Origin of the sequence: Pontibacillus yanchengensis (genome assembly GCF_009856295.1) — a bacterium.
GTDB classification, from domain to species: domain Bacteria; phylum Bacillota; class Bacilli; order Bacillales; family BH030062; genus Pontibacillus; species Pontibacillus yanchengensis_A.
Genome location: NZ_WMEU01000013.1, coordinates 22,169 through 35,513 on the forward strand (window position 1 = coordinate 22,169; position 13,345 = coordinate 35,513).

Annotated in this window: 12 protein-coding genes and 1 riboswitch; of the genes, 6 read left to right on the forward strand and 6 right to left on the reverse strand. The window is 38.9% G+C overall.

The features are described 5' to 3' along the window. Positions 1–200: 200 nt before the first annotated feature. Positions 201–1,091 (forward strand): C39 family peptidase, encoded by an 891-nt coding sequence (locus GLW08_RS20540; protein WP_237458525.1) that lies wholly within the window; start codon positions 201–203, stop codon positions 1,089–1,091. On the opposite strand, the gene asnB is transcribed toward GLW08_RS20540, so the two are convergent. Continuing rightward, on the reverse strand, positions 1,084–2,991 hold the full coding sequence (gene asnB, locus GLW08_RS20545) for an asparagine synthase (glutamine-hydrolyzing) (RefSeq protein ID WP_160850482.1): 1,908 nt from the start codon (positions 2,989–2,991) through the stop codon (positions 1,084–1,086). The genes GLW08_RS20540 and asnB overlap by 8 nt on opposite strands. Before the next feature lie 256 nt (positions 2,992–3,247). After that, on the reverse strand, positions 3,248–4,447 hold the full coding sequence (gene metK / locus GLW08_RS20550; protein ID WP_160850483.1) for a methionine adenosyltransferase: 1,200 nt from the start codon (positions 4,445–4,447) through the stop codon (positions 3,248–3,250). A gap of 374 nt (positions 4,448–4,821) precedes the next feature. Next, positions 4,822–4,932, reverse strand: a riboswitch (SAM riboswitch). A 318-nt stretch (positions 4,933–5,250) separates the two neighbouring features. On the opposite strand from metK, the gene pckA reads away from it, so the two are divergent. Continuing rightward, on the forward strand, positions 5,251–6,837 hold the full coding sequence (gene pckA, locus GLW08_RS20555; RefSeq protein WP_160850484.1) for a phosphoenolpyruvate carboxykinase (ATP): 1,587 nt from the start codon (positions 5,251–5,253) through the stop codon (positions 6,835–6,837). 65 nt (positions 6,838–6,902) lie between these two features. On the opposite strand, the gene GLW08_RS20560 is transcribed toward pckA, so the two are convergent. After that, positions 6,903–7,679, reverse strand: a complete 777-nt coding sequence (locus GLW08_RS20560; RefSeq protein WP_160850485.1) for an alpha/beta hydrolase family protein — start codon at positions 7,677–7,679, stop codon at positions 6,903–6,905. A gap of 93 nt (positions 7,680–7,772) precedes the next feature. Here GLW08_RS20560 and GLW08_RS20565 point away from each other — a divergent pair, with 93 nt between their 5' ends. The 3 genes from GLW08_RS20565 to GLW08_RS20575 are packed head-to-tail and all read left to right on the forward strand — an operon-like array spanning position 7,773 to position 10,347. Further along, on the forward strand, positions 7,773–8,765 hold the full coding sequence (locus tag GLW08_RS20565) for an ABC transporter substrate-binding protein (RefSeq protein ID WP_160850486.1): 993 nt from the start codon (positions 7,773–7,775) through the stop codon (positions 8,763–8,765). A 12-nt stretch (positions 8,766–8,777) separates the two neighbouring features. After that, entirely contained in the window at positions 8,778–9,551 is a 774-nt protein-coding gene (locus GLW08_RS20570; protein WP_160850487.1) for an ABC transporter ATP-binding protein, read from the forward strand. Then, complete coding sequence (locus tag GLW08_RS20575; protein WP_237458526.1) at positions 9,535–10,347, forward strand: ABC transporter permease; 813 nt, start codon at positions 9,535–9,537, stop codon at positions 10,345–10,347. Before GLW08_RS20570 ends, GLW08_RS20575 begins: the two co-directional genes overlap by 17 nt. A 233-nt stretch (positions 10,348–10,580) precedes the next feature. Here the strand turns inward: GLW08_RS20575 and ytkD are convergent, their stop codons facing one another. The 3 genes from ytkD to GLW08_RS20590 all read right to left on the reverse strand — a co-directional run bounded on the left by ytkD (position 10,581) and on the right by GLW08_RS20590 (position 12,820). Next, positions 10,581–11,054: an RNA deprotection pyrophosphohydrolase gene (gene ytkD, locus GLW08_RS20580; protein WP_160850489.1), complete on the reverse strand. Its 474-nt coding sequence runs from the start codon at positions 11,052–11,054 to the stop codon at positions 10,581–10,583. A 39-nt stretch (positions 11,055–11,093) separates the two neighbouring features. Further along, positions 11,094–11,699, reverse strand: coding sequence for a hypothetical protein (locus GLW08_RS20585; protein WP_160850490.1), 606 nt, complete (start codon positions 11,697–11,699; stop codon positions 11,094–11,096). 761 nt (positions 11,700–12,460) lie between these two features. Next, the gene (locus GLW08_RS20590) at positions 12,461–12,820 is read right to left on the reverse strand and encodes a hydrolase (protein WP_160850491.1); all 360 of its coding nucleotides are present in this window, start codon (positions 12,818–12,820) and stop codon (positions 12,461–12,463) included. A 122-nt stretch (positions 12,821–12,942) separates the two neighbouring features. Here GLW08_RS20590 and GLW08_RS20595 point away from each other — a divergent pair, with 122 nt between their 5' ends. Beyond that, on the forward strand, positions 12,943–13,209 hold the full coding sequence (locus GLW08_RS20595; protein WP_160850492.1) for a DUF6154 family protein: 267 nt from the start codon (positions 12,943–12,945) through the stop codon (positions 13,207–13,209). Positions 13,210–13,345: the final 136 nt, after the last annotated feature.

Here is a 13,345-nt window from a genome sequence, read left to right on the forward strand (position 1 = left end):
GAAAGCGCCCGCCTAGCGACGTACAAACTGCCGACCACAGGGCATGGGTTGGTTCGATGTTGCTGCCTGAAGCTGTGCGCTGGAGCTAGACATGTAGAGCCAAAACTTATATTTTCTTTACTGAGAACATTAAGTGATTAATCTTCCTGCTATATCATTCATTACCTGGACAATCTAAACAAGGAGGTGCACCATAATCGATGTTAGGAACATTAACGATTAGTACAATCCTCATGAGTGCGATACTTATTGTCTTCTCCTTGTTCCAAAGGGTACAGCAGCCTTATAGAAAGCTATTAAAAGGGTATAGTTTATTATTTTTGATTTCTTCCTTAGCCTTAAGTACCATTACGCTTCAGCAAAACCAAAATATTTGGATGCCGACAGTCAAAAGTTGGTTTAGTTCAAATCAAGAGCACGTTACATCAAACAGTTTGAGTGCAGAAGAATTAGAGCCGATTGTGCCACTTATTGATCAGTATCATTTAGCAGATCAGATTCGGCTCTCAGCTCCTACCTCTAATCAGTATCCCGAGTTACCAAGAGGGTGCGAAGTCACATCATTAAGCATGTTGCTTCAATACCATGATAAAGATGTGGATAAGATGAACCTTGCCAAACAAGTTCCAAAGGATACTACACCATACAGTGAAAATGATGGCGAGGTATCATTTGGAAATCCGAATAAAGGATTTGTAGGCAGCATGTATAATCTAAGTAAACCAGGATATGGAGTTTACCATGAGCCGATAGCAAAACTTACTGCACAATACGTAAGCAAGGAACGTGTACATGATTTTAGCGGTGGCTCTTTTTTCCAAATCTTAGAGCAATTAAACGAAAAGCGTCCCGTCTGGGTTATTACAAATACTTTGTATAAGAAATTACCTGAAGAATACTTTGAAACATGGAATACAGCTCAAGGACAACAAAGTATCACAATGAAAGAACACTCCGTTTTAGTAACTGGATATGATAGTCAATCTATTTATTTTAATGACCCGTTATCTGGGCAAAAGAAAAAAGCACCCATTTCGGACTTCCGAGAAGCCTGGGTGCAAATGGGCAAGCAAGCGATCTCCATTAAGTAATGGATAGCTTGCTTGTTGATTTATCTTCTTCCATTAAGTCTTTCATGGAATATTTTCGTTCTACATAAATTTGATGCCAAAGCATGAACATGAGAACCGTCCAAATTTTACGGGAGTAATCAGCTTTCCCTTGTACATGATTTTCAAGCAATTGCATGATGACTTTTTTCTCAATCAAGTGGTCCGTTTCACTGTTCTGTATAAGCTGCTTAGCCCAATCATATAGTTCATCTTTTAACCAATGACGAATGGGAACAGGAAAGCCTAATTTCTTACGATCGAGTACATGGTCTGGAACAATTCCACGGGACGCTTTTCGTAAAATGGACTTCGTCGTCCCTTCTGCTATTTTCATATCTACGGGAAGCTCACGTGCCACATTAAATACTTCTTTATCTAAAAAAGGCACTCGTAGTTCAAGTGAATTCGCCATCGTCATTTTGTCTGCTTTCAACAGAATATCCCCACGAAGCCACGTCTGCATATCAATGTACTGCATTTGATTTACAGGATGATTTGATTCAACTTGGCTGTAAAGATCTGCTGTTAACGATTGATAGCTTGAATGCTGATGATAATCTTTCAGGATTGAATTTTTGTCAGCTTCTTCAAACATTTTCGCATTACCAATATAGCGATCCTTTAACGGAGTAGTTCCACGTTCTAAGAAACTTTTACCCTTCACGCCTTCAGGTAATATCTTCGCTACTCGACCTAACAAACTTTTAACAGTGCCTGGCATAGAATCAAACATTTTCAAGGATTCTGGTTCACGATAAATGTTATATCCACCGAACAGTTCATCTGCACCTTCACCCGATAAGACAACTGTTACATGCTTTCTTGCTTCACGGGCCACAAAGTACAATGGTACACATGCTGGGTCGGCCAGTGGATCATCCATGTGCCACATAATTTTTGGTAACTTTTGAATATATTCTTCAGGTGTAATAGTGTACGAAATATTTTCTACACCGAGTTTATCGGCAGTCTCTTTTGCTACATCCACCTCAGAATATCCATCTCGCTCAAACCCTACAGAAAAGGTCTTGATATTGGGATTAAATTCACGTGCCATCGCAACAATAATGGAGGAATCAATTCCACCTGACAAGAAAGATCCTACAGGTACATCACTTCGCATATGTACATTAACTGAATCATATAGGACATCCTGAATTTGCTTAATCCATTTCTGTTGTTCCCCTGATACCTGTGTAAACGTGGCATGAAAATAACGATGGAAGTCGATGGATTCGCTTGGTTTTTTAACGAAATAATATCCAGGCTCCACCTTATGTATGCCATCTGTTAGCGTCAATGGTTCGGGGACATATTGGAAACTTAAATAATGCTGTAATGCTTCCGTATTGACAAGCTCATTTTCCTGTAGAAGCGTAATACTTTTCTTCTCAGAAGCAAAATATGTCTCCCCATTTTGTTCACTATAAAATAACGGCTTTATGCCAAATGGATCACGTGCACCAAATAGGGTTTGTTCTTGCTTATCCCATATTAATATAGAGAACATGCCACGCAAGTAGGAAAAAGCTTGTTCCCGTTGATCACTGAACATCACCGCAATGACTTCCGTATCAGATTCTGTTTCAAACGTGTACCCCTTTTTTTGAAGAGACTCACGTAATTCAACATAGTTGTAAATTTCACCATTAAAAACCATCCAATACCGTTCATCCTCATAACTTAGCGGTTGATGGCCACTCTCAATATCTATTATACTTAATCGACGAAAACCGAAGGATACATGTTCATCATGGTAATATCCCTCATCATCTGGTCCTCGATGGGTAATAATATCATTTCTTTGTTTAAATCTCTGCTTCCCCTCTTCATCTAAAGGAGAAGGCATATGTCGTATAACTCCAATAAAACCACACATACGAAGGATCCTCTCTTTCTGGTCACATTCCTGTTTAAGTTTACCACAAAAGCATTATGTGGGAAAACAAAGTTATAACAAACTAGAGCGAAAGTGCCTATTTTTAAGTGGTACGAATAGCTAAAAAATATCTAGGTTCTATACTTTCAGTAGGTACTTTAAAGCTAGACTTTATCCCTTCCTAATCAAGTCCTTTCATTAAACATTTTTCCCATATAAAAAACTGACCTTCCAAAAGAAGAGGTCAGTTTTGAGTTTATTTCCTTACTTGTTCCATTAATTCTGAAGCTTTATCGGTTTTTTCCCATGGGAATTCTACATCTGTACGACCAAAGTGACCGAATGCTGCCGTATCTTTATATATAGGGCGGCGCAGATCAAGCATTTTAATAATACCAGCTGGACGTAGGTCGAAGATGTTTCGAACAGCTTCTACCAAGGCTTCCTCAGATACCTTACCTGAGCCAAACGTATTAATAGAAATGGATACAGGTTGAGCAACTCCAATGGCGTAAGCAAGCTGGACTTCACAAGAATCCGCAAGTTCAGCTGCTACTATATTTTTAGCTACATAGCGCGCGGCATAGGCTGCAGAACGGTCTACTTTGGTAGCGTCTTTACCACTAAAAGCACCACCACCATGACGAGCATATCCACCGTACGTATCTACGATAATTTTCCGCCCTGTAAGACCTGCATCTCCTTGAGGTCCACCAATTACAAAACGGCCCGTTGGATTGATGTAATATTTTGTTTTGTCATCTAATAATTCTTTTGGAACAATGGGATTGATTACCTGTTCTTTAAGATCTTCTGTAATTTGTTCTAATGTGATTTCCGGATGATGCTGGGTAGAAATGACGATGGTATCAATTCGAAGTGGTTGATTGTTTTCATCATATTCCACTGTTACCTGCGTTTTTCCATCTGGACGTAAGTATTCTAGTGTTTCATCCTTACGAACATCGGATAATCGTTTGGCTAATTTATGAGCTAGAGAAATTGGTAATGGCATATATTCAGGTGTCTCATTACTAGCATATCCAAACATAAGACCCTGGTCTCCAGCCCCAATATTTTCAATTTCCTTGTCCGTCATTTGACCTTCACGAGTTTCATATGATTCGTTTACCCCTTGTGCTATATCAGCTGATTGCTCATCAATAGCAGTCAATACAGCACAAGTTTCAGCATCAAAGCCGAATTTTGCTCTCGTGTAGCCAATCTCTTTAATGGTATCTCGCACAATGGATTGAATATCAACGTAGGTATTCGTTGAAATTTCACCGGAAACCAATACTAAGCCTGTGGTTACAGTTGTTTCACAAGCAACTCGTGCATTTGGGTCATTTTTTAATATTTCATCTAAAATCGCATCAGAAATTTGGTCACAAATTTTGTCTGGATGTCCTTCTGTAACAGATTCTGATGTGAATAAGCGGCGATTTGCAGCCATCCCCTCAAACTCCTCCTTTAAAACAATGAATTGACACGGAACTCATCACCCAGCTGACTTTATAAGAAACAAACCTTTATTTCTTCCTTACTCTACTAAGTAACAGTAGCTATCAAACCTAGATATAATGAATAATAATATAATCGTTTGGTAAACAATGTGCATATATAAAAAGAAGCAGAAAGTGTAAACATTACTTAAAGAAGTCTTTAAATAATGCATGTGCATTTTTGCATTAGAAAAATACGACGTCTCACTATTCCAGTAAAAGTCGTTACCTTTTTTATTACAATATTCCTTTAAGAAAGGGAACTTTTCTAAAGTAAAATAAAAAATCCTTTCCCGTTACTGAGCAAAGGGAAAGGGTCCTTTCGCTCTTATCGTTCAAGGTCAATACCTTGCATCAGGTTAGCACCATTTCACTATATGCAGTGACGGTTGCTGGGTTTCCTTGGGCCTGTCCCTCCACCAACTCAGGATAAGATAGTTTCCGTTCGCGAACAATCATAACGTTTTGGACCTGGTATGTCAACTAGTGTGGGGATTTTCCCGGGAGATACAAAGCAAAACACCACTAGCTAAAGCCAATATTCAAATCAATGTAAACATAAAGTTTGAATTATATAAATAGTGTGGACTAATGAGATAAATGTGTTATACTATTCTTACATTAAAAACGACTTGTGACTCTCATCATTTTTATGTTTGTATTATTTTAGAGTCCACTCAGTTTTTACCTTTATTTGCTTTTTCTCGTCTTCATGACGATGTTCCCATTATTTTAAAAAGGCAGGTTTTGTTCGATGAGTACGGTAAATCAAAAGTCAAAGCTGACTGATCTGTTTGTACAGGAAACAGTTATGAAAAACCTTTCTGTCGCAGAATTAGTAGAAAAAATATTGTTTCGTAAGGAAGGGCGACTAACAGCAACAGGAGCCATCCAGGCGGAAACAGGTCGATACACAGGCCGCTCCCCTAAGGATAAATTTATCGTAGAAGATGAAACCTCCGAGGAGGAGGTTGATTGGGGTAGTGTGAATCAGCCTATTTCTGAGGCAGTTTTCGAAGGTTTATACGAAAAAGTAATGCACCATCTCGGAGCTCAGGATGAGATTTATTCCTTTAAAGGGTTTGCTGGTGCTGATGAGCAATATCGCCTGCCCATTCATGTCCTAACTGAATTTGCATGGCATAATCTTTTCGCACAACAATTATTCATTCGTCCAACGGATGAGGAACTTGCCAATCATGAAACCGCATTCACCGTTGTGTCTGCTCCTACTTTCAAAGCAGATCCAGCAGTTGATGGTACTCATTCTGAAGCATTTATCATGGTTTCCTTTAAACACCGTATCGTGTTAATAGGTGGTACCGAGTATGCAGGAGAAATCAAGAAATCCATTTTCTCTGTCATGAACTATTTACTACCTCAACAAGATGTACTACCAATGCACTGTTCTGCCAACGTTGGGCAAGAGGGTGACGTTGCTTTGTTCTTTGGTCTATCTGGAACAGGAAAGACTACTTTATCAGCCGATTCGCACCGTCGCTTAATAGGCGATGATGAACACGCTTGGTCGAATCGTGGAGTCTTCAATATCGAAGGCGGTTGCTACGCAAAGTGTGTGAGCTTAAGTCGAGAAAAAGAACCACAGATTTATGATGCCATTCGATTCGGCTCAGTCCTTGAGAATGTTGTCCTCGATGAAGAAACAAGAGAACCTGATTACGAAAATACATCTTTAACAGAAAACACACGTGCTGCTTATCCGATTGAAAATATCGATAACATAGTTCAGCCAAGTATTGCTGGACATCCAAACACAATTGTGTTCTTAACAGCTGATGCTTTCGGGGTACTGCCACCGATCAGTAAGCTAACAAAAGAACAAGCTATGTATCACTTTTTAAGTGGATACACAAGTAAACTAGCTGGAACAGAACGAGGTGTGACATCCCCTCAAGCTACTTTCTCAACTTGTTTTGGTTCCCCATTTTTACCATTACATGCTTCCACATATGCGGAGATGTTAGGTGAAAAAATCGATCAGTTTGATGCAAATGTGTACCTAGTTAATACAGGGTGGACTGGTGGAGCATATGGAGAAGGAAGTCGAATGAAGCTTTCTTATACCCGTGCTATGATTCAAGCTGCTCTAGAAGGTGAATTAAATTCCAGCGAGACTGTAATAGACGACATCTTCGGTCTTAATATCCCTACACATTGTCCTGGTGTTCCAGATGATGTATTAATTCCGAAGAAAACATGGAAGAATGAATCAGACTACCAAGAAAAAGCAAAACATTTAGCTAAGAAATTCCATGAGAATTTCAACAAATTTGATGGGGTTAGCCAAAAAATTCGTAACGCTGGCCCAACATATAAGTAACACCAAATTTACTCCCTCATCTCCTTTATATAAAATGGCTAGCCCAAAAAAGGGTTAGCCATTTTTTATTCTTTAAGCCATTCTGCTAGCTGTTTCACGGTACGTCGATTAATGGCTGGAGGAAAATAATGATCAAGATTATGAAAAATCCAACTCGTCACAGGCTTCCCCTGTCGCTGCAGCACGTCTTCTAGCTTTTCAGAATGTTCCACCGATACATTTTGGTCATGCGCTCCATGGATAAGGAGAACAGGACTCTCGATCTCATCCATTTTAGATAAAGGCGTTCGTTGTTCATATCGCTCTGGGTATTTATTAGGTGTACCTCCTACGACTCGCTTCAACATCCTACGAAGGTCTTCACGCTCCCAATACGTAAGCTCGATATCACTTACTCCACCCCAGCATACAACTTTGTGAATATTAGGAACCTCCAAAGCCGTCCAGAGTGCCATAACCCCACCTCTTGAAAAGCCAAACACATTGACCTCTCCATTAACTTGAGGGTGATTAAAAAGAAGCCTAGCTCCATTATGACCATCTAAGCGGTCCCGTAGTGCAAAGTCTTCGCTCCCTTCCCCTCCCATATTACCTCGATAACAGGGAGCAAATACTACAAATCCATAGGAAGCAAATTGAATGATTCGACCTATTCGAACCTTTCCAACATTCTTAATCCCCCCACGTAGATAAAGAAAACCAGGATATTGCTCCCCATCATTGGGCTCTACCATAAAACCCTTCACTTGTAACCCATCACTCCAATATGTAACAAGCGATACCGTTAACCTGGGATGAGGAGATGGGTAGCGTTGCTTTGAAATAATTGTAGCGTCTTTCATAACTATACTTCCTTTCTAGGCAATCACACATTTTGCACAAGAGCATAAGCTATCATAGCTTTTGATACTTATCTTACAGGAGGATGACCTCGAATGAAAAAAATGCGTCTGCTTCTATATTTTTCGTTAGCTCTGATGGTTCTATTCCCACTCGCATCTTGTGGCAATGAACCAACAAATATTCGAGTAGCCGAAGTAACACGGTCCATATTTTACGCCCCTCAATATGTAGCATTAGAAAAAGGTTTCTTTGAAGAAGAAGGATTATCCGTGGATTTGAAGACGACATGGGGTGGTGACAAAACAATGACCAGCTTATTGTCAGATGGTGCTGACGTAGCCCTTGTAGGCTCTGAAACATCTATTTACGTGTATGCAAGAGGTGCAAGTGATCCCGTTATCAACTTTGCTCAGCTCACCCAAACAGATGGTACATTCCTCGTTGCAAGGGAAGAACAGCTTGATTTCGAATGGGAGGACCTAAACGACAGTACCTTCCTAGGTCAGCGTAAAGGTGGTATGCCTCAAATGGTTGGAGAATATGTGTTGAAGCAAAAAGGGATTGACCCTCAAAATGATTTAAATTTAATCCAGAATGTAGAATTTGCCAATATCCCAAGTGCCTTTGCCTCAGGTACAGGAGACTACGTTCAGCTATTTGAACCAACAGCAAGTATTTTTGAAAGAGAAGGTAAAGGGCATATTGTAGCTTCATTTGGAACAGAATCTGGTCATGTACCTTACACTGTTTTTATGGCAAAGGATAGTTTTATAAACGAAAACAAAGCAGATATGGAAAAATTCACTCGTGCGCTATACAAAGCACAGAACTGGGTGGAAGACCATAGTGCCGGAGAAATAGCAGATGTTATCCAACCATATTTTGAAGATACAGAACCTAAATTAATTGAAACAGTGGTGGATCGCTATAAAAGCCAAGGTTCTTATGCACTAGACCCAATACTAGATCAAGATGAATGGAACAACTTGAAAGACATTATGGATGCAGCAGGAGAGCTTCCTAAAGATGTAGATCATTCGACGTTAGTAAATACAGAAATAGCCGAGAAGATTATAAATGAATAAGGGGGGAGAATCATGGGTTTCCTTACCTTAGAAAATATTTCTCATCAATACTTCACTACTTCGAGCTATACAAAGGCTATAGAAGATATAAACCTTACTATTGAAGAAGGAGATTTTGTATCATTTCTAGGACCAAGTGGGTGCGGAAAATCCACGATTCTCTCCATTGTATCTGGATTAATAGCACCTACAGAAGGTAACGTATTTGTTAATGGTTCTCCTATTTCCAAACAATCAACAACCATTGGTTATATGCTCCAAGAAGATTATTTGTTTCCGTGGAAAACCATCCAACAAAATGTATTACTAGGTCCACATATCCAACGAAATGTTACGCAAGAGATAGAGGCAAAAGCCATTCATATTTTAGAAGATATGGGGCTAGGCAAGGTTGTGACGGATTATCCTTCCCAACTTTCTGGTGGAATGCGCCAAAGAGCAGCATTGGCAAGGACACTCATCACAAACCCGCACATTTTCTTGTTGGATGAACCATTCTCAGCTCTTGATTATCAAACTAAATTAAAACTAGAGAACTTAGTGGCTAATACATTAAAAAAGTACAACAAAACGTCCCTACTCGTTACGCACGATATTGGAGAAGCCATTGCTATGAGCGATTGCATCTATTTGCTTAGTGCCAATCCTGGAAAAGTAGCAGCAACGTTTCACGTACCCAGTCATTTAAAATCGCTAGACCCTTTTGATGCCAGGCAAGACGCTGACTTTAATGAATTGTTCCAAGAAATATGGAAGGAGTTGAATGCGCTTGAACACAACTCCTAAACAAGATCAACAACGATTTGAACATCACCTAAAACAGCTTCAGAAGGAGAAAAAGCACGTTTGGGCATGGCAGTTCGTTATATTCATTGTATTTTTTTCTATATGGGAATTATCAAGCCAATTGCAATGGATTGATCCATTACTTTTCAGTTCTCCATCAAGTATTGCCGATTTACTCTTCCAAAAAGTATCAGATGGATCCATCTTTTTGCACTTACGTGTGACATTACTCGAAACGATAGCAGGATTTATAATTGGAACTTTTATTGGGATTTTTCTTGCAGCAGTTTTATGGTGGTCCCCCCGTTTTTCAAAAATTATTGACCCTTATTTGGTTATTCTGAATGCAATGCCTAAAGTTGCACTCGGACCTATTATTATTGTGGCACTTGGGCCAGGTTATGTATCGATCATTGCAATGGGAGCAATTATCTCCGTTATTATCACGACCATCGTTGTATATTCAGCCTTTCAAGGTGTCGATGAAAACTATTTGAAGGTGCTAAATAGCTTTGGGGCAAGTCGTTACCAATGCTTTAATGAAGCAGTGTTACCCGCTTCCTTTTCTACAATCATCTCCACCTTTAAAGTGAATGTTGGTCTTTCATGGGTTGGAGTTATCGTAGGAGAATTTCTTGTTTCTCAAAAAGGATTGGGGTATCTCATCATCTATGGTTTCCAAGTTTTTGACTTCACGTTAGTCTTATCCAGCTTAATGTTGATTGCCTTGTGTGCTGCCATAATGTATCAAGCTGTAGATCGGTTGGAACGAAAGCTTATTAAGAACTCTAAATAAGAACAAAAGCTCGGGGCGCCCGTTTAGCGACATATATGCTGCGCCCACACGTCGTGGGTTGGTTCGATGTTGCTGCACGATGCAGCGATCTTAATCGAACTTCCCCTTAGTCAGTAGGAGATAAAGGAAACACGAAAATATGCGTGATTCGATGTTAAAGAGTTAATTTTCTTTCATAGAGTAATGTGGTAGAGCTTAACATTCTCTTTAGTAATAAAAAGCCCAGTTGCTTATTAGAGCAACTGAGCTTTCTTTAAGTATTTGAGGCTATGAGGTAACACAGCATCCTTCATCATAAAACTAAACGAAGAATCTCGCTGAATTGAAGAAGGGAGCTCACTTAAGCATACTGGACCCTTCGTTTCATAGTAATTTGGTTGAGAAGTAAGATCCTCGATATGTGCAAAGTAAATATTCTTGATAATGCATCCACCCTTACCATCAACATAATATTGCCCTATATAGGTGAGGTCTTCAACAACTCCTCCTGTCTCTTCCATAACTTCTCTTTTTGCTGCCTCTTCAGGCGTTTCTCCTTCTTCTACTTTACCTCCAGGAAACTCCAAACCACGATCTTTGTGTTCGGTTAACAGCCATTTCTCTTTATATCGACTAATTACCCAGACGTGCTTAGGGGAGGTAGAAAAAGGGTGATCACTAAATGATAATTTTACTTCATTGTTGTAAAAATCATAAAAGGTAAACAATCCTAATCAACTGCCTTTAATGCTTCATTTCCTATTCCATTACTTATGGTTCACGCTAACCATTTTCCATTGATCATTTTCATATGCAAATTCAATCTCAATGGTATAATTCCCATGCATCTCACTTTGATTCTCTTGAATAACCATAACATGTTGGTTGCCTAATTGCTTTGTTTGGTATTCTTTTTCTTTATTGAACCAAGGTGGTGTTTCAGTTGGAATGATATACAGTCCATTATTATACTCTTTATAATAAAAATCAACATATTCCTTTGCAAGAGCAGTTGTGCTTATGGATTTAAATGATTGTATAAGTTCATTTTTGGAATCATATGCTTTAACCTTATTATTAGGTCCAGCCTCTTGTACAAGTTTATTCATAAATTGATTTGTACGTTTCGCAATGATTTTATGAGAAATTGTAGTCATTCTCTTAGATTCTGTTGAAACATTGTTGGCCAATACAGGTTGTTCTGCTTTCATCTCCGTTTTCTGCATTGAGGTTGTAGTACGTTCAATATGGTCAGTGCCTTTAGCAGTATCATTTGCATGAATAGAATACGTACTTTGAGGCATTGATAGCATTATAATGGAAATGATTACCCATAAAAGTCCTGATGTTTTTCTCATAACTGACCTACTCATATTGTCTCCCCCTTAAATCTGTGATGTTCTAGTTATATACTTCCTTTTCTGGATAGTAGATAAACATTAAAAAAATTGTGATTTACATGCCCATAAAGTAGGAAGAGACCATTTTGTACAAAAAATTCTCTCTATAGCTATAGCTGTTGATACTCCATAATCGCCCCATTATCTTGAAGACTTGAATTCGAGATAATCTGGGTAAGAGAAATGTTTCCGTTGTATTATTTAGAGAAAAGATGGGCCTGGAAATAGCTCGCTTTCCTGCGGCCCTACAGGATGTAGGGTCGTTCGACGTTGTCACACGATGTGACGGTTTGAGTCGAACTTCATCTGGATCGATTCGTCTCCTCGGGCCAAAATGCGGCCCTGTGGGGTCTCGACACATCCGTTTTTCCGCGGGAGTCTCGCCATTTCCAGGCCCATCTTTGCATTCGTTTGGTTTAACGGAAACATCGCCATTTGTTGTGGGTGTACACAAATGATATACGTTCTTCGTTAGGCAAATACATATCTTTTTGTGACAAAACACATTTTATTAAAAGATATCTTGGTTGTTCTGCAAAGCATGAAACATATAGTCCCACCACCTTTATTCTAACTAAATCTACGGGTACATCGCTCTTTCTGTACGATCACCAAATTTATCTCGATTTCAAGCATTCCAGATTATGCCTCGTTTGTTGAATAACTCTTCTATCAAATTTCCTGATTAACATATGACAACTTACTATCTCCTAAATGATGAAAAACCCCTTCAGCTAAGCCAAAGGGTCTTCTTCTCCATACACGGTTCCTTCTTGTTCGTCATCTGTCATACCAATTTCCTTGATAAATTTTCTCGTTTCTTCGTCACCAAATTCATAGATCATCTGGTAAGCCTTTCTCATATTGGAGTCATATTCATCATTATCCATATCTTGGGAGTAATGACGATACGGTACATGAGCCCTCCAAAATGATCGCTCATCTGAATCGAATACTTCATTCAAAACTTGACGTAGTCGGAACATGTCCTCTTCAGTAGCTTCTATCTTAAATACGTCATTGTTCCCATCTCGAAGCTGTGATATTTCACGACTTCCTAAATTAACATAAAAAGCTTTCTTCTTATCATCCATAACATCACCCTCCTTCCTTTACTTTTTCACTCTTTTTCGTAATTATGAACAACTTTCAAAAATAACTGCATAATGTAATGAACAAAGAGAAGCTATAAAAAAGAACGGAAGGGACGAGTGAGATGAAATTCGCTGATAATTTATACGAGTTATATAACAAACATTTCTCTGAGAAAGATTACTTACCTATTTTTACAAACTCTGTTATTGAACAGTTAGACAAGAATGACTTACTGCATATCTTAAGTGAATGCAGCAAAGAAGAATTACAAACAATCGTATCCACATTCGTATTGAATGAAATAGAAAGTCGAGACCAGAAGATAATCTCTTTACCATCATCACAACAAGATAAACACAACAAATCACCCATTCAATTCAAAGCGTAAAAAATATGTAAGTGCATAGAAAGCTTATATCCAATCCTAAGTATCTTTTCTAACCTATCTTGTTCCCTCTAATAACATCAATCTGCAACAAATCCTCAACTAAAAGCGCAGTGTAGGTGCTGCTGCACAGGACCGA